The organism is Curtobacterium luteum, assembly GCF_001475545.1.
Lineage (GTDB): Bacteria > Actinomycetota > Actinomycetes > Actinomycetales > Microbacteriaceae > Curtobacterium > Curtobacterium luteum_A.
This window is the reverse complement of record NZ_LDQC01000070.1, coordinates 1-26,132: the sequence shown is the minus strand read 5'-3', so window position 1 is coordinate 26,132 and position 26,132 is coordinate 1. Positions and strand designations below refer to the sequence as shown.

The following is a 26,132-nucleotide window of genomic DNA, read 5'->3' as shown; positions in this document are numbered from 1 at the left end:
CGACGACCGCCGCGCCGGCGGCGACGGCGACCGCCGCGATCGCGGCGACCGGGATCCAGGTCCTGCGCTGCACGGGGCCTGCCTCTCGTTGGGTGTCGGGTGGGGGTGCGGACGGGAGGCACGGTGCGGGTGAGCCGGTCGGTCCACCGGCACCGGGCCTCCAGGCCGTCACCCGAAGATGCTGCGGAACGCGGCGACGAGCGCGTGGAACGCGTCCGTGACCGGCCGGTCCGCGGCGGTGCCGCCGCCGCCCGTCTGGACGCCGCCCTTCGGGGTGGCGGCGGTCGCCGCCGCGTCGGTCACGGGCACGACCGTGAGGTCGCCCTTGCTGTTGTCGAGGACGAAGAGCGTGGAGACGGTGTTGCCGGCGAGGTCGACCTTCGCCGTGCCGCGCTGCCCGCTGCCGGAGACGTCGAGCGTCCACTTGCCGCTCTTCACGGTGGCGTAGCCGGTGGCGGTGCCGAACGCGGCGTCCTTCGCGACGCTGGTGCCGGTCGAGGTCGCGACGTCGACGCGCTTCGCGGTGGTGGCGGCCTGCACGAGCCGGAGCTTCGCCTTCCCGTCGCCGGGCTGCTGCAGGTCGTCGGTGAACGCGGTGGTCTTGAGGTCCGAGTTCTTGCCGTAGGCGACGACGGTGTTCGCGTCACCCGCGCTGACCGTGACGTCGGTCGAGATCACCGGGGTGGAGTCCGGGGCGTCGGCGGCGCGCATCGACAGGACGTACGTGCCGACGGGCAGCTCCTGGTAGGGGCTGACCTGGCCGTAGGTGACGTCGTCGAGCTCGAACACCTTCTTGCCGCCGGACAGGCTCGACAGCTCGACGTCGACGCCCTTCGTGTCGGGGGAGAGGTGTCCGACGCGGAGCCAGCCGTCCTCGGGCGTGGCGGCCGATGCCGTCTGGGGTGCGAGGCCGACGGTCGCGGCGACGAGGGCCGCGGCGAGGGTGCCGACGACGACGGGGCGTGCGGTGCGGGTGCGTGCGGTCATGGTGGTGCTCCTTCGGATGGAGGTGCGGTTCGGGTTCGTGCTGGGGCGGGGGCCCGGGACGTCGTGCTCGGTGACGGCCCGGGCCTCCCGGCGCGGGATCAGGCGGCGGTGGGCGCGGTGGTCGGGTCGATCGGCGTGTAGGTCACGACGAGCTCGTCGCCGTGCCGATCGACCGACTGCGGACGGTAGGTGTCCGACATGGCCTGGAGGGTGCGCTCGACCCGGGTCGTCGCGGCAGCGCCGTCGGCGTGCAGGACGACGCGGCGGAACGCCTGGCCGGTCTCACCCGTCAGCGGCGCGAAGCGGTCCACGCTCACCCGCTGGTCAGCGAGCACCTGCCCGAGGGCGATCATCGCCCTGCTGTCGACCTGGCCCGCGCGGAACTGCGACTTCGTGCCGGCGTCCGCCTCGAGCGCGGGGTTGGCGGCGAGCTCGGTGCCCATCGCCTTCCGCTGGTCGGTGGCCTTCGTGATCGCCTGCTCGGCAGCGGCCTCGCCCTCGGAGTGGATGCGTCGGACGTCGACCTGCTGGTCGCCCGTGCCGAACACGGCCACCGTCGTCGAGTTGCGGATGGCGTCGGCGACGTCCTTCGACGAGTTGCCACCGGTCCGCATCGAGTCGGTCGTGACGACGTAGTCCGAGTCCTTCCAACCGTTCGGCGACTGGCGCTCCACGGCGGCGTCGGTGTCGAGCTTGTAGTACCAGACGACGTTGTCGCGGGCGAAGCCGGCCTGCACCAGGTCGACCCACATGGCGTCGTCGACGAGCAGTCGCGAGGACTTCGGCACGTTGTCGCCGACCCAGCGCTCGGCCTGCTGCATCGGCTGGTCGAGGTCGCTCGTCGTGAAGCCGCGCAGCTGGGCGGTCCAGAGCGGGGCCGCGACGGCGAGGGCGGCCACGGTGACCGCTGCCCACGCGATGCCGAACGTGCGACGGACGCCACCGGGGAGTCGGCTGCGGCTCCGGGACCACCCGGCGATCGCGACGACTGCGCGGTCGGCCGTCCACACGACGAGGAGCGCGGCGAACGGGATGAGCATGATCACGTACGGCACGGGCAGGTAGCCGTTCGGGCGGAACATGAACGCGAGCAGGAAGACGAGCATCGCGGCGATCGGGCGCACCCGGCGCAGGAACAACCCCACGACGGCGGCCGTGGTCCCGAGCACGATGAACACCGGGTCGAGCGCCCACCACTGGGCGGCGGCCTGGTTCGCGAGGCTCCCGCCGTCGAAGACGGACCCCGAAGCCGTACGGGAGCCGAGCTGGTACGTGATGCCCTCGAGGAGGCTGACCCGGCCGGGGCCGGGGAGGAGCTCGCCCTTGACCGCGGCGAGCAGGACGTAGCCGCCGCCGATCACCGCGAGCACGGCACCGGCGACGCTGAGCGTGTACCGGCGGGTGCTCTTGTCGGCGCCGCGCACCGCGATCCAGATGAGGAACGGCAGCGCGAGCAGGTACGTCTCCTTCGAGAGCACGGCGATGCCGAGGCAGGCGGCCGCTCCGGCGAACCCGGCGAGCTGCTTGCGGCGGCTCAGCACCAGCACGAACGCGGCGAGCAGCCACGGGGTCGCGACGTTGTCGATGTACACCGTGCGGTGGTACTGCAGCGCGAGCGGCGACAGCGCGAACAGGAGCACCGCGGCCGCCGCGGTGGGACGAGCGGCACCGATGCGTCGGGCGAGGACGAACAGCAGCACGCTCGACACCGCGGTGAAGAACACCATCGACTCCCGCGCTGCCTCGACGGCGAACGGGTAGCGGGCGAACGCGCCGGTCACGGACGTGTACGCCGCGATCTGGATCCAGCCCAGTGGCGGGTGGTCGTACCAGTAGGTGTAGTGCGTGAGCTCGCCGAGGTTGGTGATCGCCCACGCCTGCGCGGTGTACGTGCCCTCGTCGTCGATGCGCTGGGGCGTGCCGGTCATGTTCCAGAGCTGCACGGCCGCGGCGACCGCGAGGACGGGGAGCAGCCAGGCGAGGCTGACGGCGTGGCGTCGGACCCAGCCGGCCGCGCCGCTGCGGGCGATCGCGCCCCGGACCGGGATGCCGGTCGTGTTCGTCATGCTGGCGGTCATCGGGTGCCTCCGGTGGTCTGCAGCTCACGGGCGTCGACGGACTGGGGGTCGTCCTCGGTCACGGCGTTCGCGAAGCCGACGACCTCGGGTGCGGGCGTGCGGTGCTGCCCGGTGTGCTCGGTCTTCTCCCAGCCGTTCTGGCCCTGGACGTGCCGCACGACGGCGCGGACCGCTGCCGCTGCGAGGAACACCTGGTACGGGATCAGGCCGAGGACGAGCTTCACGTAGTCGCGGATCCGGACCTTCTCCTTGTAGAGCCGCCCGAACTCGCCGAGGCCGACGATCTCGACGGCGAGCAGCATGAGGGTCGGGGCCAGCGGGATGAACGAGATGAGCGCGATCGAGGTCGGGACCTTGACGAACGCGATCATGAGGACACTGAGCGGGATGAGGAGCCCGGTCGCGGCCTGGATGAACGGCATCGTCAGGAGGTACCGCGCGAAGAAGCGCTGCTTGCGGGTCGGGAGCTTCTTCCACTCGCCCTTGCCGAGCACCTGGAGGAAGCCCTGGTTCCAGCGGGTGCGCTGCTTGAGCAGGGACGCGAACGTGGGCGGGGTCTCCTCGCGGGTGACCGCCTCCGGGGAGTACGCGACGACGACCTTGGCGTTGTCCGCGCTGAGGCGGACGCCGAGCTCGCAGTCCTCGGCGAGGCAGTGCGCGTCCCAGCCGTTCGACCACTCGAGGCGCTCGCGCGTCACGAAGACGGTGTTGCCGCCGAGGGGGATGAACTTCGACTCGGCGTGGAAGTGCAGGCGCGAGCGGAACCAGAAGTAGTACTCGAGCACGTTGCGGAGCGACCACCAGCTCGACTTGAAGTTCATGAGCTGCACGCCACCCTGCACGACGTCGGCGCCGGTCTCCTGGAACCGGGAGTCGACGAGGGTGAGCAGGTGCGGGTAGACCTCGTCCTCGGCATCGAACACGCCGACGATGTCGCCCGTCGCGTACTGCAGGGCGAGGTTCATCGCCTTCGGCTTGTTCTTCGGCGCGGTGTCGTCGACGACCACCCGGATGAGCTCCGGGTGGCGAGCGGCGGCGGCACGGACGACGGCGTCGGTCTCCGGGTCGTCCTCACCGACGATCGCGATGATCTCGAAGTCCGGGTGGTCCTGGGTGGCGAGCATGTCGAGCGTCTGGCCCATCACGTCCTGCTCGTGCCGACCGGGCACGAGGAGGGTGAAGCGGTGCGCCGCGGGACGCGGCGTCTCACTGAACCGGGTCGCCTTGAGCGCGTCGCGCGAGCGCCACGCGTGCAGCATCCACCAGAGCGTCGACAGCGCGACCAAGGTGAGCAGCACGGAGACCGCGACCAGGGCGGAGTAGCCGAGCCACTCGCCCAGCGACCAGGCGGCCTGCGGGAGCTGCCCCGAGCCTCCCGTCGGGGCGTTCGTGGTACCGCGGTTCGGCACGGTGCCGGACGTGGCGGGGGAGCCTGGCTGCAGCAGGGGAGCGGCCGCGGTGGCCAGCGCGGCGGAGAGGGTGGTCGTCATCAGGCCGGAGCCTCCTTCGTGGGACGAGCGTCGGTGGAACGGAAGACGAGGGCCTTGTACGCGGCGAAGCGGAACGCTGTGCCGAGGACGAGGCCGACCCCGTTGCCGGCGACGTTGTCGGCGAGGGTGGATCGGAGACCGAGGACGTAGTGCGAGACGAACAGGCAGGCGGCCGCGATCCCGAGGCCGACGAGGTTCGCGAGGGCGAAGAGCAGCCCCTCGCGGACGGTGGCGCGACGGTCGACGCCGCGCTCGGAGCGGAAGGTGATGGACCGGTTCGCGATCCAGGCGACGGCGGTCGACACCACGGCCGACACGACCTTCGCCCAGATCGGACCGTCGGGCAGGACGGTGGCGCGGAGCAGGTTGTACACGGCGAGGTCGATGACGAAGCAGACGGCGCCGATGGTGCCGAAGGACGCGATCTGGCGTCCCAGGGTGAGCAGGCGCGCGGCACGGGCAGCGCGGACCGGAGATGGGGCCTCGGTCTCGGGTGACACCAGAACGGGGGTATCGGTCGAGGTCATGCCCCCGATTCGGGGGACGTCCCGGACCGGTTTGGGTCGATCCGGCCGATGCCAGGTGTTTGCCAGTTTGGCGACATCTGCTGTTCATCTGGGGGACAAACAGCCGGACCGGTCTGTGCACCGGGTCTCGTGCCGACGCGGTCCCGCGCGCTGGCGGTGGTGGTGACGGTACGCGACAATGGCCGGGTGAGCTTCACCGGCATGCCCCGCTTCCGCAAGTTCTGGTCGACCGTGCAGGTCGCCGTGCTGTCCGCGGCCGTGGTGTTCTGCATCGTCATGCTCGTCATCGGGCAGGGCGAGCTCGACCGGGTCTACGCGGTCGCGGCGGTCTTCTTCGGGCTGGCCCTCGCCGGTCATGCGACGTACCTCTGGCTGACGGCGCGTGCGGAGCGCAGCGGGCGCTGACGGGGCGCGCGGTGCGGTGCGGCCTGCCGAGTCTCGTGCGGTCGCTGCCGAGTCTCGTGCAGGCGGACGAGTCTCGCGCGCTGTGGCACGAGATCCGTCCGCCAGCGCGAGTCTCGTGCATCCGCACCGACGCGACTGACGGGCGGACCGGAGGCACGGGGCGGCGCCGCCCCGTCTGCCCTCGCAGGCTCGGGCAGCGCGCCCCGCCTGACGCTGGCGCGTCACCGCTGAGCGGGGCGCGCCAGGCCGTCGTCAGGCGAGCTGGGAGACGCGCACCCAGTCGACGAGCATCTGCTGCGGGAAACGCGTGGTCGCGTCCGGCGACCCGGGCCAACCGCCGCCGACCGCGACGTTGAGGATCACGAAGAACGGGCCGTCGAACACCCACGGGTTCGAGCCGACGTCCGCGCGGGTGACCGTGCGGTACGCGGTGCCGTCCACGGTCCAGGTGATCGAGTCGGGGCGCCAGTCGACGCCGAAGACGTGGAAGTCGTCGGCGAACGCGGCGCCGGAAGGGTTCCGGTAGGTCGACGAGATGCCGTTCGCGCCCGAGTAGCCGGGGCCGTGCACCGTCCCGTGGACGAGGGTGGGTTCGTAGCCGACGTTCTCCATGACGTCGATCTCGCCGCACGCCGGCCAGCCGACCTGGCCGATGTCGGCACCGAGCATCCAGAACGCCGGCCAGATGCCCTGGCCGCGCGGGATCCTGATGCGGGCCTCGACCCGGCCGTACTGCGCGGTGTAGGTCCCCTCGGACTTCAGTCGCGCGGAGGTGTAGGTGCCGTCGGCCTCGCGGCGGGCGGTGATGACGAGGTTGCCCGTGCCGTCGAGCTGCGAGTTCCGTCGCGAGTCCGTGTACGTCTCGAGCTCACCGTTGCCCCAGCCGCCGGCACCGAGGTCGTACCGCCAGATCGACGGGTTCGGGGCGCTGCCGGCTGCTCCGTCGAACTCGTCGGCGGCGAGGAGCGTCGTGGTGCCCGTGGTCGCTGCGCGGGCGGTGTCGGAGCCGCGCACGAGCGCAGCGGTCGTGGCGGCCGCGGTGGCGGCGGCGCCGGTGAGGCCGAGCGCCACGAAGCGGCGTCGGTCGATGGCTGGTCCCTGATCCATGAGCGGAATTGTCCGATGCAACGTCGACGGGGTCCAGTGTTCCGCCGGATTCCGCAGGTCCCGGCGCGGCGCGGTCCGCAGGGCTCGGGGTGCGTGTCAGCGGGTGAGGTGCCAGATGAGTGGCAGGATCAACCCGGCCACCCACGCGGCCACGACGACGAGACCGCACACCGCGATCCACCGGCGTCGGCGGCGCAGCTTCGGGCTCCGGTCCTCGCCCCACATCTGCGCACGGACCAGGACCCGGTTCGCCTGGTCGACGACCTTCCGCACCTCGGGGTCGTCGAGCGGGAGGGAGCCGGAGCGGGCGTGCTCGGTGATGGCCGTCGCTTCCTCGACGGTCAGCTCGTCCTTGCGCATGGTCCCATCGTCGCATCCGCGGGTGCCTCGGCGCCCGCGCTCGTCGCATCCGCGGGTGCCTCGGCGCCCGCGCTCGTCGCATCCGCTGGGATCTCGGCGCCCGCGCTGGCCGGTGTCGACGCGTACCGGACCGCGACCTCGTACGGCAGCGAACCCTGCAGCTCGTCGACCCGCGGGTCGTGCAGCCGCTGGCCGTCGGCGGTCGGGAGGTCGAGGTAACTGCGACGCACGACGTGGCGGTACACGCCGACGCCGGAGGTCCGCCCGACCCGGAGCCGCCACCGCTCCGGGTGCCGGCGGAGCGAACGCGCCTCGGTGGCGGTCGACTGGTCCGTCGAGAGGAGCGCCCAGAGCTCGTCGTCGGTCGCGGCGGCGAGCTGCTGTTCGTCGAGCAGTCCGCCGGAGACCGCGCGGGACACGAGCGCACGGAGCACCGTGACGGGTACCAGGTTGGCGGTCGACCGCTGGGCGCGCGCCTCCCGCACGGCGAGGTCGACGAGCTCCGCGGCGTCGTCCGGTTCGGCGTCCACCGCGCCGTCGACCAGTCGGAGTCGCCGCAGCAACTCGTGCGGGGGTGTCGTCGTCCGGCCGTGCACCTGCCCGCTCCGGAGGAACGAGTCGAGGTGGTCGAGCTTGAGGCCGCCGTTGGCCGGGGTCAGCACCGAGGGCACCCGACCGTCGTCGATCGCGATGATCCGCTCGGCGTCGATCGGGTGGTCCTCGGCGAGGGAACGGATCGTGGCGCGCCCGAGGGTGTGGTGCTCGAGGCCGGCGATGCCCTCGAGGGTGTGGCTGAAGGGCAGGTGCCCGACGTCGTGGAGCAACGCCGTGACGCGGGCGTCGTGGTCGTCCGGGGCGAAGTGTGCGACCAGCGCGAGGACGCCCAGCGAGTGTTCCAGCCGCGAGTACGCCTGCGTCGTCGTGATCGACGCGGCGCCGGCGTGGGCGACGAACGCGAGTCGCCGGACCGGCCACGCGGTGAGCAGGGCGCGTTCGGTCGGCGTGAGCGCGACCTCGACACGCCAGAGCGGGTCGAACCACACTCCGTCGTGGCCCAGGGTGTCCACCGCGTCGTCGTGCACACCCCCACGCTAGCGGGCAGCACCGACGCCGTGGTCCGGCACGGCAGGCGTCGTCGTCGTGCGTGCTTCCTGTGCTGTGGCGGACTCGTGACCGGGTACCACGGGATGCATGGCACATCGGTTCCGCGGTCAGGTCGTCGTCGTCACGGGAGCATCGAGCGGCATCGGGAGGGCCGCCGCGCACGAGTTCGCCCGGCAGGGCGCCACACTCGTGCTCGCTGCGCGCTCGCACGAGAGCCTCGAGGCCGCCGCTGCGGAGTGCCGACGACTCGGGGCGCCCGAGGCGATCGCGATCCCGACCGACGTCGCCGACGAGCACGCGGTCAAGGACCTCATCGGGACGACGACGTCCCGGTTCGGACGGATCGACGTCTTCGTCGGGAACGCGGCCCTGTTCGTCTACGGCCTGTTCGAGCAGACCCCGACCGACTCCTTCAAGCGCGTGGTCGACACGAACCTGTACGGCCACCTCAACGCGATCACGCACCTGCTGCCGCACTGGAAGCAGCGGCGGAAGGGGACCTACGTCTTGGTCGGGTCGATCCAGTCGCTCCTCAGCGCCCCCTACCAGTCGGCGTACGTGACGAGCAAGCACGCCGCCCTCGGTCTGGTCGACGTCCTCGGTGACGAGTACGCGGGCACCGGCATCCGCTTCACCTCACTGCTGCCGTCGACGATCGACACCCCGATCTACCAGAACGGCGCGAACTACACCGGCAAGGCTTCGCACCCCCTGCCGCCGACGGTCTCGGTCGAGCGGGCCGGCCGTGCCGTGGTGCACGCCGCCCTCCACCCGAAGCGCTACCGGTTCGTCGGGCGGGTCCAGGCGTCCCTCGTGCCGTTGCAGTACGTGTTCCCGGGGCTGTTCCACCTGATCACGAAGCCGATGGTGGAGACGTTCGCGCTCCGCGGGCGACAGGAACCGACCGACGGGAACCTGCACGTCCCCGCCGAGGCCGGGAACGCGACGAACGGCGGCTGGGTCGCGAAGCGGCGCCGGGTCACGAGGCCGCTCGTGTGGGGCGGGGCGCTCGCGGTCGCGGCTGCGCTGGTCCTGCGGTCGCGCGCCCGACGCCCGACCCTCACAGGCCGGTAGCCTGCAGGCGGGAGTGCCCAGCGCGGTGGGTGCGCGGCGCTCCCGGAACCGGGGGAGCGGATGAGCGACGTGCAGCAGGAGATCCTCGTCGAGGTCGACACCGAGGCCGCCGCGCGAGCGCGGTGGAACGGTCCGCGGAACCCGTGGCCGGCCGTGTTCGTCACGGCATGGATCCTCGCGGTCTTCGTCTTCGTCGCGGTCTCCGTGTACGAGAACGCCTGGCGCCACCACGACGTCGCGACCTCGTTCTGGATCGGTGCGGCGTGGGCGGTCCCCCTGCTCATCGTCGTGCACGCCACGCACGCGGTGTGCTTCCGACGCGGCGGTCCGCTCGCGAGACGGCAGGATGCTGTCTTCCGCCGCGCGGCGGACCGCGTCCTGGCAGCCGCACGTGCCGCCGGGATGCCCGAGCTCGACGAAGGGGGCGTGCTCCGGATGCTCCGTGCACGGGACAACGGGCCGGACCCGGGGACCGGCGAGCGCGGTGGTCCGGACCGGCCGCTGCTGCGCTGGGACCTGCCGCTCGCCGGTCGAGGATCACGCACCATCGTGGTCGCCGAACGGATCGGCACGGCCGAGCCGGGCGGATCCCCGGAGCGGACCCGCCTGACGTCGGGGACCCGTCCTGGCGCGGTCGCACATCCGGGAGCCGCGCGACCCGTCACGCGCCGCACGCATGACTCGTCCGCGGGCGCTGCCGTGCTCGGTGCGTACCGGTCCGACTCCCCGGCGCCCATCACGGCCTCACGCATCGGCGGGGCGCCGGCCGTTCCTCGGGACTGGGAGTGGCCCACGTGCGCGGAGCACGACGAGCCGATGCAGTTCACGGCGCAGATCGAGCACCGCGGCACGCTCGTCAGCGTGTTCGTGTGCCAGTTCGACCCCGGGTCGTGCGACTCGTGGGACGCCGACAGCGGCGCGAACGCGGCGTTCGTGTTCAGCGGCCGAGACCTCGTGTCGGCTGATCGACCGGTCTCACCGCACGGCGACCCGGACGACCCCGATCCTGCGTACCCACCCCTCCTGGCGGACTCGATGCTGCTCGGGACCGCGCCCGTCACGGACGCGGGTGACGACACCGTGTCCGCTGCGCTCGATGCCGCGGGCGCGGTCGTCGCCGGCCAGTACGGGGGCGAGCCCGACTGGCTCCAGGAGGACGAGACGCCAGCCGGCCTCGCGTTCGTGGCGTCGATCGAGTCGGGACCGCTGGGGTTCGACTTCGGTGATGCCGGTCGCGCGTACGTCTTCAGCGACGGTGTGCGGGCTGCGGTGCTCTGGCAGTGCACCTGACCCGGAGCCGACGGTTCAGAGCTGCGGAGGACGGTCGCGCGGTGCGGCGGACCCGCCGAGCGTCCACTCGCCGGTCAGGAGGAACGACCGTTCGGGTTCCCCGGTGGCGACGGCCCGACCCAGCTCGGTGAGTTCGGAGTGCTCGTCGTCCGAGTCGGTGACGGGCGAGTCCCAGACCGCGGTCTCCCGCAGGAGGTCGGCCGACCACCGCTCGAGGTCCTCCTCGTCCCAGTACATCTCGACGAGTTCCCCGAGCACGAGCTCGACGACGGGCCGGTCGGTCCGGGCAGCAGCCGACCGGACGTCCTCGAGGAAGCGCCCCAGCGGTTCGGCGGCCTCGGGGATCGCTGCGGCGACGGCCGGCAGCCGCTCCGCGAAGGCCTGCTCCGCCACCGGCCACGCCACGACGACGTCCGTGACCGACGGGTCGGGCCCGTCGCCCGCGTCCATCGCAGCGGTCAGCCGGTCCAGGTGTGCCGCCCAGAACGCGGCGGGCACGAACCCGCACCACCCGAAGGGCAGCAGGTACTGGACGTCCCAGGACCCGACGACCTCGGTCGCGAGCTCGTCGTGCGCGGGCGCCGGGACGGCGCCCTCGCCGGCCGTCGCAGCAGATCGGACGATGCACGTGACCCTGTTCCCCACGGCACGACGCTACCGCCCGCGGACGGGAGGCGCGGGGCGGGGCCGACCCGTGCCTCCCGGCCGTCAGGTGGTCGCCTCGGCGACGCGCGCGGCGTCCGTCAGCGACACGCCCGCGTCCTCGGCGACGGCGAACGCGAGTTCGCAGAACATCGCGTCCGCCCACGAGAACCACGGTCGCGAGAACGCCGATGGGTCGTCCACGTCGAACGACTCGTGCATGCGCCCGGTGCCGGCGTCGGTCGCGAGCAGCACGTCGAGCAGCTCCCGGCGGCGCGACGGTGTGCCGGTGAGTCCCTCGACCGCGAGCGCGATCGGCCACACCCGGGCCGGTTCCGTGTGGGGGCTCCCGATGCCCGCCGCGGCCGTCCCGGTGAACCAGTACGGGTTGTCGGGTCCGAGGACGAACGACCGGGTCGCGGCGGCCACCACCGGGTCGAGGACGTCGGGCGCGTCGAGTGGCAGGGACAGGAGCGACGGAGTGTTCGCGTCGTCCATGAGCACGACTCCGCCGAGACCGTCGACCTCGTAGGCGTAGATGCGGACCGCGGGGTCGTGCGGATGCGGGACGACGCCGTGCTCGGCGACGCCGCGCAGGATGTCGTCGCGGAGCGCGACCGCGTCGGCGGCCAGCACCGCGTCGGACCAGACGTTGGTCGCGAGCCTCGAGAGGTCGCCCAGGGCCGACGCCGCGTGCAGGTTCTCCGGCACGTTGTAGCCGTACGTGCAGGCGTCGTCCGAGGGGCGGAATCCGCACCACGTCATGCCGGTGACCGCGACCGGGGTGCCGCGGCCATCGCGGACGAGCGTCTCGGTCGGCTCGGGGGCGTCGCGGACGAAGCGGTACGAGGAGCGGTCGTGGTCGGTCTCGACCCGGAGCTGCTCGACGATCGCCCGGGCGACCGCGTGCGCGTCCGGACCGAGGTGGTCGGTGCGGCCGGTCGCCCGGTGGATCGCCGCCGCGAACTGCACCGGGTAGGCGAGGCTGTCGACCTCGTACTTCTGCTCCCAGACCTCGGGGTCGTCGCACAGGTCGCGGTCGTCGTAGTGGGCGCCGGTCGGGCCGCGGTTGAACGCGTTGGCGTAGGGGTCGTGGGCGATGCTCGCGAACTGCCGCCGGACGACGGCGACGAGGACGTCGGCGAGCTCCTCGGCGGCGGGGTCCTTCGTGCTCGCCGCGGCGACGAGTCGCAGGTAGGGGAGCATCTGCGTCGTCGAGTCCCGCATCCACATCGCCGGGATGTCGCCGGTGATGACGAACGCGGTGCCGTCGTCGTCGATCGTGATGGTGTCCTCGAGTGTCCGGCGGAGGGCGCCCTCGACCAGGTCGCCCGCTCGCTCGCCGGCACTGGTCCGGACCGCGGCGGCGGCGGTCCGGAGCAGCGCAGCGACGCCGTCGCTGACGATCACAGCGAGCCCGGGCGGTCGGTGCCGACACCGTGCGGTCGGCCCGGTCGCGCGGTCACACCGACACCGCGCGGTCGGCCGTGCGGACGGGGGCGATGGTGCCGGTCCGGGCGCCCTCGTAGGCCGCGAGGATCATGCCGAGGACGGCGAGTCCCTCGCGCTCGGTGTGGATCGGGCGGGTGCCGTCGCGGAGGCAGGCGCCGAACGCGGCGATCTCGGCGGAGAACGTGTCGACCTCGTCGAAGGTCACGGTCTCGCTGGTCGTCGGTCGACCGTCCGCGTCGTGGAGGTCCCACCGGAGGGTCGTGCCGTCGCTGGTCAGTGCGCCGAGCTCGCCCACGACGCTGAAGCGCTCGGTGCCGGCAGCGGGCTCGTACGCCCAGCTGGTGACGAGCTGCCCGACAGCGCCGTTGTCGAAGCGGAACAGACACTGGGCGGAGTCCTCGCCCTCCATGAAGCCGAGTCGGTGGGTCGAGAGCATCGCGGTCGCCGACACCGGGACCCCGCCGGCGAGGTGCATGAGCAGGTAGCTCGGGTGGTAGCCGGTGTCGATGAGTTCGCCGCCCCCGCTCGTCGAGGCGTGCGCCCGCCAGCCCATGTTCGACGGGTCGAACTCGTTCCGGAACGAGTCGGTCGTGCGGACCTCGTAGACCGTGCCGAGCGCGCCGCCGTCGATGAGCTCCTTGGCCTTCGCGACCGCGGGCATGAACAGCTGGTTGTGTGCGCACATGAGCGTGACGCCGGCCTCGCGGACGGCGGTCTCGACGTCCGCGGCCTCCTCGGGTGTCAGGCAGAGCGGCTTCTCGCAGAGGACGTGCTTGCCGGCCCGGGCGGCGGCGACGATCGCGTCGCAGTGCAGGTGGTGCGGCAAGCAGATGTCCACGGCGTCGATGTCCGCCCGCTCGAGCATCTCGCGGTAGTCGGTGAACGACGGCACACCGAGCTCTCCGCCGCGCGCCTCGGCGGTCGCGGGGACCGCGTCGGCGACGGCGCCGATCGTGATGGTGTCCGCGTGCTCGCGGTAGCCGGTGATGTGGAACGTGGCGATGCCGCCGCCGCCGATGAGGCCGACGCGGATCGGGCTGGGGAGGGTCGTGGTCATGGGTGGTCTCCGGTTGGTGGTGTCGTGCGGGTCAGGCGGGGACGGGGGTCGTGGCGGCGGCGTTGGCGGCGACGACGAGCCGGGTGAGTTCGATCGCGCGCGCCACGTTGTCGTCCGCCCGCGTGCCGTCGTGGACGTGCGTCACCCACTGCGCGAAGGCGTCGGGCGCGTCGTCCGGCACCGGGAGCTCGACGGTCTCGCCGCCGTACCCGGGTCCGCCGGCGGTGAGGCGGTCCCCGTCGTCGGTGTAGGAGACCCGGCCGGTGGTGCCGAACAGGTCGATCGTGAACGGCGTGCCCGCGACGAAGCCCGCTTCGATGACCCCGATCGCCTGCGAGGGGTAGCCGACCGTGACGACCGCGTGGTCCTCGACGGCGCGACCGGTCAGCGAGCGGTACACGGCCGACACGGAGTCCGGCGATGCGCCGAGGAACAGCTGCGTCAGGTACACCGGGTGGCAGCCGAGGTCGGTCAGGGCTCCGCCGATCGCCGTCGCCGGGTCGAAGAACCGCTCGGGCAGCCAGGGGACGATCGCGCCGTCGTGCGAGAGCCGCACGCGGGCGTACGTGAGCTCGCCGAGGCGGCCGCTCGTGATCTCGTCCGAGATCGCCCTCGTGTACCCGTGGTACAGCCGGGGGAGCGAGACGACCAGCGCGACACCGGCCTCGTCGCAGGCGCGGACGATCGCCTCGCACTCCTCGACGGTGGGCGCGAGCAGCTTCTCGGTGAAGACGTGCTTGCCGGCGCGGGCCGCGCGCGTGATGACGTCGTGGTGCACGTCGGTCGAGGTGGTGATCGTCACCGCGTCGACGTCGTCCCGGGCGAGGAGCGCGTCGAGGTCGCCTGCGTACGGCACGCCGAAGCGCTCGGCGCCCTCACGACCGCGGGCCTCGTCGTCGTCCCAGACGGCGACGAGCTCGGTGTCGGGGTGGTCGACGGCCTGCTGGGCGTAGTCGCCGGCGTGCACGTGCCAGAAGCCGAGGACGGCGACACGGAGGGGTGCGGTGGGCATGGATCTGGTCCTTGTCGGTCGGTCGGGACGCGCTGGTCCCGGTGGTCTCGTGGGAGGCCGTGACGGCCTGGAGGCACGGGTCGTGTCGTCAGGGCATGCTGCGGTCCGCTAGATGCGGACCTTGTCGTAGTCCTTCGGCAGCTCGAACGGCGCGTAGGTCTGCATCATCGGGTCGACGCGGTTCTGTGCCCGCTCGACGGCCTGCTCGGGGGTCGCGGTGCCGAGGAGCACGCTCGAGCGCGCGTCGGCGAGGGAGTCCCACCACGCGCCGCCGACGGGCAGCGGTGGGCGGCAGGTGCTCGCGGTGATCGACTCGACGAAGTACCGGATCGACTTCGCGGAGCCGTTCGGGTCCTCGAGCGCGGCGATGTTCGTCGGCACGCTCGTCGCGGGGACCATGTAGGTCTCCTGGCCGCGCTTGCCCGTGAAGTACTTCATGAGCTCCCAGACGGCCTTGGTCTTCTTCGAGCCCTTCGGCAGGCAGAGCGCGAAGCCGCCCGACCAGGTGTACTTCGGGTCGCCTTCCTGCTGCACCGGCAGGAACGCGGTCGTCCAGTCGAGGTCCTTCGGGCCGAAGTTGTCGAAGCTCTGGATGGTCGACGGCACGCTCACCATGAACGCCATCCGGTTGCCCATGAAGGCGGTCTGACCCGGCGGGTGCCCGGTCGGCTCGTAGGTCGCGATGAACGTGTCGGCCGCGCGGTAGTCGAGACGCTTCGCCCAGTCGCCGTAGAAGTCGTAGATGCTGCGGACGCTCGCCGAGTCCATCGTCATCCGGGAGTCCTGCTGGTCGTAGTACGACGCTCCCAGCCCGAGGCCCCAGGTGAACGGCCAACCCTCGCCGTACCAGGGCAGGAGTCCCATGTGCGTGTAGTCGCCCGCGGACTTCTTCGTGACCTGTTGGCTGACCTCCCACATCCGGTCCATCGTGACCGGGCCGTTCTGCTCCCAGTCGAACTCGTCGAGGTCCACCCCGGCGTCCTTGAGCATGGTGCGGTTGACGAACATGCCGCGGGCGTCGGTGTCGTGCGGCAGGCCGTACGTCTTGCCCTCGTAGGAGACCTCGCCGACGGCGAAGCCGAGCCACTGCGACAGGAACTCCTCCTTCGACTGGTCCTCGTACTCGGCGATGAGGTCGTCGATGGGCTCGATGAGCCCGATCGCGGCGTACTGCGCGGCGCTGAACCGGTCGAGCAGCCACAGGTCCGGGGCGGTGCCGCCGCGGACGGCCGTGATGATGCTCGTCGCGTCGCCGGTGCCCTGCGACGGGACCTGGTTGACGACGACGTCGACCTCGGGGTGCAGCTCCGTGAACTGCTTGATCACCTTCGTCTGGAACGGCACGAAGGTGCCCGTGACGCCCCAGAGCGACACCTGGTTCGGGTTCGAGGACCGCGATCCGGTCGCGCAGCCCGCGGCGAGCAGCGCGAGGGCTCCGGCCCCGGCCGTGGCGGTCGCCCCGCGGAGGAAGGAACGGCGGCTGAACGCGGAGGTCATTTGAAGCTCCCGATCTGGACGCCCTTGAGGAACGTCCGCTGGAACACGAAGAACAGGATCACGAGCGGCAGGATGATGAGCACCGAGGCCGCCATCAGCTGGTTGAACTGGAAGTCCTGCGAGTTGTTGAGTCGGAACACCTGCAGACCGATCGACAGCGTCTGCACGCTCTGGTCCTGCAGGTAGATGAGCGGCCCGAGGAAGTCGTTCCACGCGCCGACCGCGGCGAAGATGCCGACCGTCACGAGCGCCGCACGGGCCTGGGGGAAGACGATCGTCCAGAGGATCCGCCACTCGGACGCCCCGTCCATGCGTGCGGCGTCGAGGAGGTCCTTCGGGATCTGCAGCAGGAACTGCCGGAGCAGGAACGTGTAGAACGCCGACCCGAACAGCGCGGGCACCACGAGGGGCAGGAACGTGTTGATCCAGCCGAGCCGGGCGTACAGGTCGAACATCGGGATGAGCGTCACCGGGAACGGGATGAACAGGGTCGCGAGCACGACGTAGAACAGCCGGTCGCGGCCTCGCCACTCGATGCACGCGAACCCGTACGCGATGACGAGGTTCGACAGGACCGAGAACACCGTCACGAGGACCGTGATGACGAGCGTGTTCCGGAAGAACGTGAAGAACGGCATCGCCTGGACGGCCTGGGCGAAGTTGCCCCAGTCGAGCCAGTGCGGGAACCACGTGGCGGGGAAGGCACCGAGCTCGGTGTTGCCCTTCAGGGCCGAGATGACCATCCAGTAGATCGGGATGAGGAACAGCACGCTCATCAGGACGAGCACGATCCGGGCCGTGATCGACGACCAGACGGAGCGGACGGACCCGTCGGCGTTCCGCGAGCTGCCGCGGTCGCCCCGGGTGGAGCGAGCGCCGACGGTGGTGACGGACTTCGTGGTCTCGGTGGTCATGGCGTCACTCCCCGGTCACGTCGTAGTTCACGAACCGCTTGGACAGCCAGTACACGAGCCCGGACAGGAGCATCCCGGCGAGGAACAGCAGGACGGCCATCGCGCTCGCGAACCCGAGCTGCGCGTAGCTGAACGCGTTCTTGTAGAGGTAGAGCATGTAGAACAACGTCCCGTTGTCCGGCGACCCGAGACCTCCCGTCCCGGACGAGATCACGTACGCCTCCGTGAAGACCTGCAGCCCGTTGCTGATCCCGGTGATGAGGTTGAACAGGATCACGGGGGAGAGCAGCGGCAGCGTCAGTGCGAAGAACTGCCGCACGGGTCCGGCGCCGTCCACGCGTGCTGCTTCGTACAGCGTCTTCGGGATGCCCCGAATGCCCGCGAGGAAGATGAGCGCCGCGTTGCCCGCACCCATCTGCGCGAGGGCGATGATCACGAGCTTCGCCGTCGTCGGGTCCCCGAGGAGGTTCGTCGCCGGGACGCCCACGAGCTTGAGGGCCTGGTTCACGAGCCCGGTCTGGGGGTTCACCAGCACGACGAAGATGAACGCGAGCGCGAAGGTCGGGATGAGCGACGGGATGTACAGCGCCGTCCGGTACCAGCTGATCTCGCGGACGTCCTGGTTCATGGCGATCGCGATGATGATCGCCACCACGATCCCGACCGGCACCGCGATGACCGCGTAGAAGACCGTGTTGCCCACCGCGGTGTGCACCAGCGGGTCGATGAACGCCGCGACGTAGTTGCCGAACCCGACCCACGTCGCGCCCTGCATGCCCGAGTACCGGGTCAGGCTGATCGCGAACGAGTACACGAGCGGGTACCCGATGAACACGAGCACGCCGATGATCCACGGCGACACGAACGCGAGTCCGATCCGCAGACGGCGTTTCTCGGCGGCGGTCCACGGGTGCTTCCCGCGCTGGCGTCGGCTGGAGCCCGCGGTGGTGATGCTGCGGGTCGTCGGCCTCGGAGGTGCTGCGGTCCCTGTTCGTGTCGTCGTCGTCACGAGCGTCCTCTCGGATCCCGGGCCACCCCGTCGTGACCTCGGTCGAACTCGAGGGGCGCAACCGATCCGTTCGGTTCAATCCAATCGATTGACAAAACCCCTCGAACAGTGATGCTAGGGAGCATGGACCAGCCCCGTCAACCCTCCCGGCGCACCGTGCTGCACGGTGGAACGACCCGCGGCGGGACGAACATCGCCGACGTCGGCACCCGGAACCGTGCCCTCGTGCTCGACCTCGTCCGCCGCACCGGGCCCGTCCAGCGCGTCGCACTCGCCCGCGACACGGGACTCAGCGCACAGACCGTCTCGAACATCGCCGGGCGACTCGTCGCCGAGGGTCTCGTGCAGCAGGACGAGGACCGGGCGCTCGCCGTGGTCCCCTCGGCGCGGACCGCGATCGGCGTGCACCTCGACCCGGCCGCGTTCGAGGTCGTGCTCGTCGACCTCACCGGGACGGTCCTCGCGGCGGAACACCACGACCTCGCCGCCCGGACGGCTCCGCACGCGGTGCTCGACGCGATGGCCGCGGCGGTCGGACGGCTGCGAGCCGAGGCGCCGGGCCAGGCCGTGGACGGGATCACGGTCGCCGTCCCCGGCCCGATCGACACCGCGTCCGAGCGGCTGGGTTCGCCGGCACAGCTGCGTCCCTGGTCTGCGTACCCGCTGGCCGCCGAGCTCGCCGCCCGCACCGACGCCGAGGTGCACCTGGAGAAGGACGCGATCGCGGGGGCCTTCGGCGAGGCGTGGACGAGTCCGGAGCGCGAGGACCTCGTCGCCGTGCACCTCGGCAGCGGGGTCAGCGCGGCCGCGGTGGCGTCGGGCGAGGTCGTCCGCGGCGCGACCGGCAACGCGGGGGAGTTCGGCGGCATGCCGGTGTACGCGCACGGGCGGTGGACCGCGGTGTGGGAGGCCTGCCAGCCGCTGCAGCAGGTCCGGCGTGCCGTGTCAGCCGGGGTCCTCGACGTCGAGGTCACGTCCGACGACGCCGCGGCCGTCCGCGCTGCCTACGCCCGGATGTGCCGGGAGCCCGCTGCGGCCGACCTCGTCGCCGAGGGCGGGTCCGCGCTCGGGTCGGCGCTCGCGCACGTGGTCGAACTCCTCGACGTGCCGCGGGTCACGATCGGGGGCAGCGCAGCGGTGCTCGGCGGGGACCGCTTCATCGACGCGGTCCGGTCCCGCCTCCGCGACCGGCTGCCCCGCGGGCCCTTCGCCGAGGTCGCGTTCTCCACCGCCGGCGTCGTCGCCGTCGCGCGCGGCGCCGCGTGCTCCGCCATCGCGCGGAGCCTCGAGACGGCGGCTCCCGTCCCGGCGTCGCGGCAGCGGACGGGAGGCACGGTGCACGCCCGCAGCATCAGCCACCCCTGGTGAGCCACGTGCGTCGGCAAGGTGGGGCGTGCCTCCCGGGTGGCGCACCGTTACGGTCCGCCTCGCGGCCGACGGCCGCTCGTCGTAGCGTCGCTGCATGACCACCTCGACGACCGCACCCTTCGCCACCGACTGGACCACCTGGCACGACGCGCACGAGGCAGCACGGGCGAGCGAGCACGGGTTCCTCACGATCACGAGCATCCGGTGGCTGCAGGCCGAGCCCGAGCAGTTCGAGGACGCACCCGGGGCGTGGTCGACCTCCGAGGACGGGCCGGTCGTGGCGCTCGACGCGGGGGAGTCGATCGTGGTGGACGGGCAGGAGGTGACCGGCACGCACCGGTTCGGGTCGCTCGCCGAGCGGTCCGGCGTCGACGTGCTGTGGCGCGACGGGGACGAGACCGTCGTCATCGAGGTCGCTCGGCGCGGCGGCAGCGACATCATCCGGCCGCGACGCTCCTCCGCGCCGCTGCGCACCTCCTACCGGGGGACACCCGCGTACGCACCTGACCCCGCGTTCGCCGTCGAGGCCCACTTCGAGCCGTTCGACGAGCCGCGCGAGGTGACGGTGGGGTCGGTCGTCGACGGCCTCCAGCACGTGTACGCCGCGCCCGGCGTCCTGCGGTTCGACCTCGACGGGCCTCGGACGCTCACGGCGTTCAACGGCCACGGCGACGGGCTGCTCGTGCTGTTCACCGACCGGACCTCGGGTGTGACGACGTACGCGGCGACGCGGAGCCTCGACGTGCCCGCGCCGGACGCCTCGGGCGTGACGCGCATCGACTTCAACCGGGCGACGAACCTGCCGTGCGCCTACACGCCCCACGCGACCTGCCCGCTGCCGCCCGCCGAGAACCGCCTCGACGTCGCCGTCGAGGCCGGCGAACGCCTGCCCGCGTAGCTCCGCCCGGGCGCGCCGCCACGGCGGCAGGCCCGAGTCTCGGCTCCGCGGACACTCCCGCGGGCCTCCCGCCGCGAAAGTGTCCGCCCGCGCGAGTCTCGGCGTGGCCCATCGGTCCAGCAGCGAGCCGATCGGGTGATCAAGCCGGCAGGGGCAGCCGCTGCCAGCCGCTGGTCGCGCGCCACGACACCGGGTCGAGCGTGAGCACGCTGCCCATGCCCGGCTGCTCGGCCGTCCGCGCGATCGGCTCCCCGGACAGCGACGCGCGCAGCAGCGCACCCACCGCCCCGTGCGACACGAGCACGACGTCCCCGGCCCCGGCGTGGGACCGTACCGCCGTGACGATCCGATCCTGGGCGTCGACCGCACGCTCCCATCCCCGGACGGACTCGGTCGGCCGGGCGAAGAACGCGTCCACGAGGGCGTCGAACTCGTCGAACGGCAGGTACCCGGTCGCACTGCGGTCGATCTCCCCGAGAGCAGGGTCCTGGTCCACCGGACGGCCGCCAGCGACGAGCTCGGCGGTCTCGACGGCCTTGCGCTCGGTACTCGACACCACGGGGCAGGACACCGGCGCCCGCCACGCCCCGGCGCGCGCGCGTCCGACGGGGGAGAGCCCCCAGGACCCGATCGGTACGGTCGGGTCCACGACGGGCTCCGCGTGCGTGACGAACCAGACGGTCATGCCACGAGCCTCGCACGGTGGCGCCCGAGTCTCGCGCACGCGGACGGACCTCGTACGCACGAGCACGAGGCGTGCCCGTCTGCACGAGTCTCGGCTCCACGAAGCGCTGAGCACCGCGGGCTGGGTCGGCCGCCGCCCGCCGCCCGCGGCCGCCGCGTGACGGTGCGCGACACCGCGCGCCGATCCCCGCGTCACACGACGCAACGTCCGGTCACGCGCAGCAACACCGGTCGTGGGCTGACCGGATCCGCCGTAGCGTCACGGCATGACCGACGCCCAGCACCGCCCGGAGGCGCACCGTGCCTGACCGCACCGCCCTCGTCACCGCCCTCCACGGCGCCGGCTGGCACCCTGCCGCCTGGCGCGTCGCGGGCCCGTCCGCGACGCGGCTGAGCAGCCTCCGGCACTGGCGTGACCTCGTCGTCGAGCAGGACCACGCGGGCATCGACGCCGTCACGATCGAGGACTCCTTCACCGCCGGCCCGGTCGACGCGACCGGCGACCTCGACACCTCGACGGTCGTCGGACGGCTCGACGCGCTCCTCGTCGCCAACGCGGTCGCCCCGGCGACCCGCGCCGTCGGTCTGGTACCGACCGTCTCGGTCACGCACACCGAACCGTTCCACGTCGCCACGGGCCTCCAGACCCTCGACCACGTCTCGCTCGGCCGCGCCGGATGGCGCCTGCAGGTGAGTCCGACGACGCGCGAGGCCGCGCTCTTCGGCCGCCGCCCGGGCGGCGAGGCGACCGAACACCTGTTCGCCGAGGCCCGCGAGGTCGCCGAGGTCGTCAGCCGCCTCTGGGACAGCTGGGACGACGACGCGATCATCCGCGACGTGGTGACAGGTCGGTTCATCGACCGGGACCGCATCCACGACGCTGAGTTCGTCGGCGAACACGTGTCCGTGCACGGCGCGTCGATCGTGCCGCGGTCGCCGCAGGGGCGGCCCCCGGTCTTCGCCCTGGCGCACCGCGCCGACGCTGCCACCTTCGCCGTGGACGCTGCGGACGTCGTGCTGGTCACACCCCGACCCGGCCCGGACGCGCGATCCGGGCTGGAGGCGCGACCCGCCCTGGCACTCGTCCGTGACGCCGAGCAGGCGGCAGGGGCGGACCGTGCGCGTCCGGTCCTCGCGGACGTCGCGGTGCTGATCGGGTCGTCGGCGGGGGAGGCCGCCGACGCCCTCGCCGCGCTCGACGCCGCGGCCGGTGCGTCGTACGCCGCGACCTCGGACGCGGCCGTGCTCGCGACGACCGTGCCCGCACTGGTCGAGCACATGGCCGAGCTCCGCGCGCTCGGGTACGCCGGGGTCCGGCTCCGGCCGCTGCGCATCCCCGAGGACAGCACGGCGATCGCTCGACGACTCGTCCCCGCACTCGTGACGGCCGGCCTCCGGGCCGACGTCGCCTCCCGTCCCACCGCCGACCTACGGACGCGGCTCGGTCTCGCACCCGCCATCAGCCGTCATGCCACCGAAGGGGTCCCCGCATGAGCCGCGGGCGTCAGGTCCACCTCGCCGCACACTTCCCGGGGGTCAACAACACCACCGTGTGGAGCGACGAGCGTGCCGAGAGCCAGATCGCGTTCTCGTCGTTCGAGCACTTCGCGCGGAACGCCGAGCGCGGGTTCTTCGACTTCCTGTTCCTCGCCGAGGGACTGCGGCTCCGCGAGCAGAAGGGTCGCATCCACGACCTCGACGTCGTCGGACGGCCGAACACGCTCGCGGTCCTCGCCGCACTGGCCGGTGTCACCGAGCACATCGGTCTCGTCGGGACGCTGCAGACCACGTTCAACGAGCCCGTCGAACTCGCGAAGCAGTTGGCCACGCTCGACCACCTCACCGACGGCCGCGCCGGCTGGAACGTCGTGACGAGCTCCGACGCCTTCCACGGCGCGAACTTCCGCCGGGGCGGGTTCCTCGGCCACGCCGATCGGTACACGCGGGCTGCCGAGTTCGTCGAGCTGTCCCGTGAGCTCTGGGACTCGTGGGAGCCCGACGCCGTCGTCGCCGACGTGACCGCCGGACGGTACGCCGAGCGCTCCCGCGTCCGCGACGTCGCCCACCACGGTCCGCAGTTCGACGTCGTCGGGACCTTCCCAGTCCCGCGGAGTCCGCAGGGGCACCCGGTCGTCGTGCAGGCGGGAGACTCCGACGAGGGCCGCGACCTCGCCGCCCGGCACGCCGAGGTCATCTTCTCGCTGCACACCGAGTTCGAGGACGCGCGCGCCTTCCGCCGGGACGTCACCGCACGGCTCGAGGCCGTCGGGCGGACCGAGGACGAACTGCTCGTGCTGCCCGGTGCGACGTTCACGATCGGCGACACCCAGGCCGACGCCGAGGAGAAGTCGCGGGCGATCCGACGGGCCCAGGTCAGTCCGGCCACCGCGATCGCGTTCCTCGAGCAGGTGTGGAACCGCGACCTGTCCGACCACGACGTCGACGGCCCGCTGCCCACGGTCGACCCGGACGTCGACGCGGACGCGGTCAGCCGCGGCCGGGTGCGGCACGTGCGGGATCCCCGAGCGACCGTGCGGGAGTGGCGGGACCGTGCCGCTGCGGAGCACCTGACCACCCGGGAGCTCGTCATCGCCGTCTCGACCCGCGGCGGCTTCGTCGGCACGCCCGACCACCTCGCCGCCGAGATCGACCGGTACGTGCAGGAACGGGCGTCCGACGGGTTCGTCGTCGTGCCCCACACGAACCCGCACGGGCTCGACGAGTTCGTCGACCGCGTCGTGCCCCTGCTCCAGGAGCGCGGGGTGCACCGCGAGTCCTACGGCGACGAGGCGACACTCCGGCAGACCCTCGGCCTGCCGGGCACCATCACCCGGCGTCGGGCGGTGCCCGCGTGAGCGCCACCCCGCTCTCGGTCCTCGACCTCGTCCCGGTGCCGTCCGGCTCGTCCGCCGCGGACGCCCTGCACGCCACGGTCGACCTCGCCCGCACGGTGGAACGCGCCGGGTACGCCCGGTACTGGCTGGCCGAACACCACCTCAACCCCGGGGTCGCGGGCAGCGCGCCGAACATCGTGATCGGAGCCGTCGCCGCCGCGACCTCGACGATCCGCGTCGGCAGCGCGGCCACCCTCGTCGGCAACGTCCGTGGGCTCCAGATCGCCGAGGCCTTCGGCACGCTCGCGGCGCTGCACGGCCCGCGCATCGACCTCGGACTCGGCCGCTCCGGCGCTCCCGCGCCCGGCACCCCGAAGCCACCGGCACCCGCACCCCGCACGGACGAGGTCGTCGACGGGTTGCTCGTCCCGGCGCCGTACGCGTTCCGTGTCGCCCCCGGTTCGCGGTTCGCGCTGCAGGGGGAGCTGCTCGGCCGGGTGCCCGGGGACGTCGAGCGCTTCGCCGACGACCTCACCCTCGTCCGCGCGCTCTTCGCCGGGACCCACACGGTCGACGGAGCGGTCGTGGAGGCGCCCCCGGCGTCCGGCGCGCCGGTCGAACTGTGGATCCACGGGTCGACCGGGGGCGAGAGCGCGCGCATCGCCGGATCCCTCGGCCTGCCGTACGGAGCGAACTACCACTCGTCGCCGGGCACGGTCCTCGACTCGGTGACGGCGTACCGGGCGTCCTTCCGACCCGGGGTGCTCGCCGCGCCGCACGTGATCGTGTCCGCGGACGTCGTCGTCGGACGCACCGCGGACGAGGCCGACGAACTCGCGCTCGGCTACGACCGGTGGGTGCACTCGATCCGTTCGGGCGTCGGAGCGATCCCGTACCCGACCCCGGACGAGGCGCGGGCGCACCCGCTCGCACCCGCGGACGCCCCGTCGGTGGCCGACCGGGTGGCGACCCGGTTCGTCGGCACCGCGTCGTCCGTGGCCGGCCAGCTCGAGACGCTGCGTCGGGTCACCGGGGCTGACGAACTGCTCGTCACGACGATCACGCACGACCACGCGGCTCGGGTCCGCTCCTACGAGCTGCTCGCCGAGGAGTGGGCGCTCCGGTCGGCGGCGACGACGGTCGGCGCGGCGACCTCCGTCTGACGCTCCAGCGGTCGACGCGCGACCCGACCACGCGCGGACGGGAGGCACGGTGCAGGCCCGCACCGCGCCTGGCGTCCGCGCGTCCCGCGCCACCGCCTCGTCAGGCGGGTTCGTCCGCCGGGCGCACCCAGGACGGCGACCAGTGGTGGCCGTCCGGGGCGTCGAACCGACACGGGTCCGTGAACGGGTGCTCGTCGGTGTCTCCGACGCAGCCGACGACCGCGGCGCACGTCGACGCCCCCGTCACCGATCGGCGACGGGGGCGCAGTGACGCCGAGCGGGTCAGCTGTTGTCGAGCGGGAGACCCTCCGGGTTCACCTCGGAGGTCTTCACGGCCTCGTTCGACAGGTTGTACGCCCGGAGCCACTTCGCGTAGGTACCGTCCTCGATGAGCTCGTCGATGGCAGCGGCGACGGGCTCCGCGATGCCGCTGTCCTTCTTCGTGGTGGCGGCGATCAGACCCTGCAGCGACGAGCCGGCGCCGGAGAACGTGCCCGCGGTCTTCGTCGGCTTCGCGCTGCCCGTGCTCTGCGTGTTCTGGTACGCGATGGTCGGGTTCGGGCCGAAGTACCCGTCGATCTTCCCGGAGTCGAGCGCGAGCTTGATGGCGTTGCCGTCCGGGTAGTACTTGATCGTGAAGTCCTTCCCCTCGGCCTGGAGCTGCTGCTGCCACTCGAGCAGGATCTTCTCCTGGTTGGTGCCCGAACTGACCGACAGCGTCTTCCCGTCGAGCACGGCCGGGTCGCCGTCGAACGTCCACGAGGCCGAGGCGAGCACCTGGAACGCGAGGTTGTCCTGACGGTAGGAGGCGAAGTCGTACTTCTCCTTGCGTTGCTCCGTGACGGTGATGTTCGAGAAGCCGGCGTCGTACTTGCCGCTGTCGATCCCGACGAAGAGGTTGTCCCAGGTCGCGTTCTGCACGTCGGCCTCGAGACCGAGCTTCGCGGCGACGAGGCGGCCGAGGTCCGGCTCGGAACCGGTCAGGGTCTTCTGGTCGTCACCGGTGAAGGCGAGGGGCGGGAACCCGGACGGCAGCGCGCCGACGCCGATGGTCAGTTTGCCGGACTGCTTGACCGCGGCCGGGAGCTCGTCGTGGAGCGTCGTGTCCTCCTCGACGGAGAGCTTCGTCTCGGTCGCCGCGCCGTTCGCGTGGGCGCCGATCGTGACGGTGCCGTCGGCG

Annotated in this window: 24 protein-coding genes; 8 read left to right on the top strand and 16 right to left on the bottom strand. The window is 72.3% G+C overall.

The window, feature by feature from the left end; genetic code table 11:
* Positions 1–168: 168 nt before the first annotated feature.
* The 4 genes from NS184_RS12505 to NS184_RS12490 all read right to left on the bottom strand — a co-directional run bounded on the left by NS184_RS12505 (position 169) and on the right by NS184_RS12490 (position 5,082).
* Positions 169–987: a DUF4397 domain-containing protein gene (locus tag NS184_RS12505; RefSeq protein WP_058726445.1), complete on the bottom strand. Its 819-nt coding sequence runs from the start codon at positions 985–987 to the stop codon at positions 169–171.
* A gap of 98 nt (positions 988–1,085) precedes the next feature.
* Entirely contained in the window at positions 1,086–3,053 is a 1,968-nt protein-coding gene (locus NS184_RS12500) for a phospholipid carrier-dependent glycosyltransferase (protein WP_193750465.1), read from the bottom strand.
* 8 nt (positions 3,054–3,061) lie between these two features.
* Positions 3,062–4,555, bottom strand: coding sequence for a glycosyltransferase (locus NS184_RS12495; protein ID WP_083513674.1), 1,494 nt, complete (start codon positions 4,553–4,555; stop codon positions 3,062–3,064).
* Positions 4,555–5,082 (bottom strand): GtrA family protein, encoded by a 528-nt coding sequence (locus NS184_RS12490; protein ID WP_083513673.1) that lies wholly within the window; start codon positions 5,080–5,082, stop codon positions 4,555–4,557. The genes NS184_RS12495 and NS184_RS12490 overlap by 1 nt, the downstream gene beginning before the upstream one ends.
* Before the next feature lie 186 nt (positions 5,083–5,268).
* Here NS184_RS12490 and NS184_RS12485 point away from each other — a divergent pair, with 186 nt between their 5' ends.
* The gene (locus NS184_RS12485) at positions 5,269–5,487 is read left to right on the top strand and encodes a hypothetical protein (protein ID WP_058726442.1); all 219 of its coding nucleotides are present in this window, start codon (positions 5,269–5,271) and stop codon (positions 5,485–5,487) included.
* Positions 5,488–5,739: 252 nt separating this feature from the next.
* Here the strand turns inward: NS184_RS12485 and NS184_RS12480 are convergent, their stop codons facing one another.
* The 3 genes from NS184_RS12480 to NS184_RS12470 all read right to left on the bottom strand — a co-directional run bounded on the left by NS184_RS12480 (position 5,740) and on the right by NS184_RS12470 (position 8,036).
* A complete protein-coding gene (locus tag NS184_RS12480; protein ID WP_058726441.1) occupies positions 5,740–6,594 on the bottom strand; it encodes a glycoside hydrolase family 16 protein in 855 nt (284 codons plus the stop codon).
* A 96-nt stretch (positions 6,595–6,690) separates the two neighbouring features.
* Positions 6,691–6,954: a hypothetical protein gene (locus NS184_RS12475; RefSeq protein WP_058726440.1), complete on the bottom strand. Its 264-nt coding sequence runs from the start codon at positions 6,952–6,954 to the stop codon at positions 6,691–6,693.
* Positions 6,936–8,036 (bottom strand): HD domain-containing protein, encoded by a 1,101-nt coding sequence (locus tag NS184_RS12470; RefSeq protein ID WP_058726439.1) that lies wholly within the window; start codon positions 8,034–8,036, stop codon positions 6,936–6,938. Before NS184_RS12470 ends, NS184_RS12475 begins: the two co-directional genes overlap by 19 nt.
* Positions 8,037–8,145: 109 nt before the next feature.
* On the opposite strand from NS184_RS12470, the gene NS184_RS12465 reads away from it, so the two are divergent.
* Both NS184_RS12465 and NS184_RS12460 read left to right on the top strand, forming a co-directional pair.
* Positions 8,146–9,132: an SDR family NAD(P)-dependent oxidoreductase gene (locus tag NS184_RS12465; RefSeq protein WP_058726438.1), complete on the top strand. Its 987-nt coding sequence runs from the start codon at positions 8,146–8,148 to the stop codon at positions 9,130–9,132.
* Between the two features lie 60 nt (positions 9,133–9,192).
* Entirely contained in the window at positions 9,193–10,422 is a 1,230-nt protein-coding gene (locus NS184_RS12460) for a DUF1963 domain-containing protein (protein WP_058726437.1), read from the top strand.
* A gap of 15 nt (positions 10,423–10,437) precedes the next feature.
* Here the strand turns inward: NS184_RS12460 and NS184_RS12455 are convergent, their stop codons facing one another.
* The 7 genes from NS184_RS12455 to NS184_RS12425 form a co-directional block, all read right to left on the bottom strand.
* Complete coding sequence (locus tag NS184_RS12455; protein ID WP_058726436.1) at positions 10,438–11,067, bottom strand: hypothetical protein; 630 nt, start codon at positions 11,065–11,067, stop codon at positions 10,438–10,440.
* 63 nt (positions 11,068–11,130) lie between these two features.
* Positions 11,131–12,474 (bottom strand): glycoside hydrolase family 125 protein, encoded by a 1,344-nt coding sequence (locus NS184_RS12450; RefSeq protein WP_058726435.1) that lies wholly within the window; start codon positions 12,472–12,474, stop codon positions 11,131–11,133.
* Positions 12,475–12,526: 52 nt separating this feature from the next.
* Positions 12,527–13,573, bottom strand: coding sequence for a Gfo/Idh/MocA family protein (locus NS184_RS12445; protein ID WP_058726434.1), 1,047 nt, complete (start codon positions 13,571–13,573; stop codon positions 12,527–12,529).
* 31 nt (positions 13,574–13,604) lie between these two features.
* Positions 13,605–14,585, bottom strand: a complete 981-nt coding sequence (locus NS184_RS12440) for a Gfo/Idh/MocA family protein (RefSeq protein WP_058726433.1) — start codon at positions 14,583–14,585, stop codon at positions 13,605–13,607.
* Between the two features lie 108 nt (positions 14,586–14,693).
* Positions 14,694–16,082 carry an extracellular solute-binding protein gene (locus tag NS184_RS12435; protein WP_058726432.1) on the bottom strand — a complete coding sequence of 463 codons (1,389 nt, stop codon included), beginning with the start codon at positions 16,080–16,082 and terminating at the stop codon, positions 14,694–14,696.
* The gene (locus tag NS184_RS12430) at positions 16,079–16,996 is read right to left on the bottom strand and encodes a carbohydrate ABC transporter permease (RefSeq protein ID WP_058726431.1); all 918 of its coding nucleotides are present in this window, start codon (positions 16,994–16,996) and stop codon (positions 16,079–16,081) included. The genes NS184_RS12435 and NS184_RS12430 overlap by 4 nt, the downstream gene beginning before the upstream one ends.
* Before the next feature lie 4 nt (positions 16,997–17,000).
* Complete coding sequence (locus NS184_RS12425) at positions 17,001–18,005, bottom strand: carbohydrate ABC transporter permease (RefSeq protein WP_242863046.1); 1,005 nt, start codon at positions 18,003–18,005, stop codon at positions 17,001–17,003.
* A 123-nt stretch (positions 18,006–18,128) separates the two neighbouring features.
* On the opposite strand from NS184_RS12425, the gene NS184_RS12420 reads away from it, so the two are divergent.
* Together NS184_RS12420 and NS184_RS12415 are read left to right on the top strand one after the other, a co-directional pair.
* Positions 18,129–19,373 (top strand): ROK family transcriptional regulator, encoded by a 1,245-nt coding sequence (locus NS184_RS12420; protein ID WP_193750464.1) that lies wholly within the window; start codon positions 18,129–18,131, stop codon positions 19,371–19,373.
* Between the two features lie 94 nt (positions 19,374–19,467).
* Entirely contained in the window at positions 19,468–20,271 is an 804-nt protein-coding gene (locus NS184_RS12415; RefSeq protein ID WP_058726429.1) for a DUF1684 domain-containing protein, read from the top strand.
* A 139-nt stretch (positions 20,272–20,410) separates the two neighbouring features.
* Here NS184_RS12415 and NS184_RS12410 read toward each other — a convergent pair whose 3' ends face one another.
* Complete coding sequence (locus tag NS184_RS12410) at positions 20,411–20,956, bottom strand: histidine phosphatase family protein (RefSeq protein WP_058726428.1); 546 nt, start codon at positions 20,954–20,956, stop codon at positions 20,411–20,413.
* 299 nt (positions 20,957–21,255) lie between these two features.
* Here NS184_RS12410 and NS184_RS12405 point away from each other — a divergent pair, with 299 nt between their 5' ends.
* Genes NS184_RS12405 through NS184_RS12395 form a run of 3 tightly spaced genes read left to right on the top strand, consistent with a single transcriptional unit; the run spans position 21,256 to position 24,952 of the window.
* Complete coding sequence (locus NS184_RS12405; RefSeq protein WP_058726427.1) at positions 21,256–22,449, top strand: LLM class flavin-dependent oxidoreductase; 1,194 nt, start codon at positions 21,256–21,258, stop codon at positions 22,447–22,449.
* The gene (locus tag NS184_RS12400) at positions 22,446–23,810 is read left to right on the top strand and encodes an NtaA/DmoA family FMN-dependent monooxygenase (protein WP_058726426.1); all 1,365 of its coding nucleotides are present in this window, start codon (positions 22,446–22,448) and stop codon (positions 23,808–23,810) included. The genes NS184_RS12405 and NS184_RS12400 overlap by 4 nt, the downstream gene beginning before the upstream one ends.
* Positions 23,807–24,952, top strand: coding sequence for an LLM class flavin-dependent oxidoreductase (locus tag NS184_RS12395; protein ID WP_058726425.1), 1,146 nt, complete (start codon positions 23,807–23,809; stop codon positions 24,950–24,952). Before NS184_RS12400 ends, NS184_RS12395 begins: the two co-directional genes overlap by 4 nt.
* Before the next feature lie 282 nt (positions 24,953–25,234).
* Here the strand turns inward: NS184_RS12395 and NS184_RS12390 are convergent.
* Positions 25,235–26,132, bottom strand: an 898-nt coding sequence (locus NS184_RS12390) for a transporter substrate-binding domain-containing protein (protein ID WP_058726424.1), incomplete at its 5' end; no start/stop codon positions are given.

What these genes read in the sequence shown, in the direction of transcription:
- NS184_RS12420 (WP_193750464.1), top strand. Translation starts at nt 18,129, where the DNA reads ATGGACCAGCCCCGTCAACCCTCCCGGCGCACCGTGCTGCACGGTGGA.
- NS184_RS12480 (WP_058726441.1), bottom strand. Translation starts at nt 6,594, where the DNA reads ATGGATCAGGGACCAGCCATCGACCGACGCCGCTTCGTGGCGCTCGGC.
- NS184_RS12460 (WP_058726437.1), top strand. Translation starts at nt 9,193, where the DNA reads ATGAGCGACGTGCAGCAGGAGATCCTCGTCGAGGTCGACACCGAGGCC.
- NS184_RS12410 (WP_058726428.1), bottom strand. Translation starts at nt 20,956, where the DNA reads ATGACCGTCTGGTTCGTCACGCACGCGGAGCCCGTCGTGGACCCGACC.
- NS184_RS12435 (WP_058726432.1), bottom strand. Translation starts at nt 16,082, where the DNA reads ATGACCTCCGCGTTCAGCCGCCGTTCCTTCCTCCGCGGGGCGACCGCC.
- NS184_RS12505 (WP_058726445.1), bottom strand. Translation starts at nt 987, where the DNA reads ATGACCGCACGCACCCGCACCGCACGCCCCGTCGTCGTCGGCACCCTC.
- NS184_RS12440 (WP_058726433.1), bottom strand. Translation starts at nt 14,585, where the DNA reads ATGCCCACCGCACCCCTCCGTGTCGCCGTCCTCGGCTTCTGGCACGTG.
- NS184_RS12400 (WP_058726426.1), top strand. Translation starts at nt 22,446, where the DNA reads ATGAGCCGCGGGCGTCAGGTCCACCTCGCCGCACACTTCCCGGGGGTC.
- NS184_RS12500 (WP_193750465.1), bottom strand. Translation starts at nt 3,053, where the DNA reads ATGACGAACACGACCGGCATCCCGGTCCGGGGCGCGATCGCCCGCAGC.
- NS184_RS12415 (WP_058726429.1), top strand. Translation starts at nt 19,468, where the DNA reads ATGACCACCTCGACGACCGCACCCTTCGCCACCGACTGGACCACCTGG.
- NS184_RS12495 (WP_083513674.1), bottom strand. Translation starts at nt 4,555, where the DNA reads ATGACGACCACCCTCTCCGCCGCGCTGGCCACCGCGGCCGCTCCCCTG.
- NS184_RS12445 (WP_058726434.1), bottom strand. Translation starts at nt 13,573, where the DNA reads ATGACCACGACCCTCCCCAGCCCGATCCGCGTCGGCCTCATCGGCGGC.
- NS184_RS12490 (WP_083513673.1), bottom strand. Translation starts at nt 5,082, where the DNA reads ATGACCTCGACCGATACCCCCGTTCTGGTGTCACCCGAGACCGAGGCC.
- NS184_RS12465 (WP_058726438.1), top strand. Translation starts at nt 8,146, where the DNA reads ATGGCACATCGGTTCCGCGGTCAGGTCGTCGTCGTCACGGGAGCATCG.
- NS184_RS12430 (WP_058726431.1), bottom strand. Translation starts at nt 16,996, where the DNA reads ATGACCACCGAGACCACGAAGTCCGTCACCACCGTCGGCGCTCGCTCC.
- NS184_RS12475 (WP_058726440.1), bottom strand. Translation starts at nt 6,954, where the DNA reads ATGCGCAAGGACGAGCTGACCGTCGAGGAAGCGACGGCCATCACCGAG.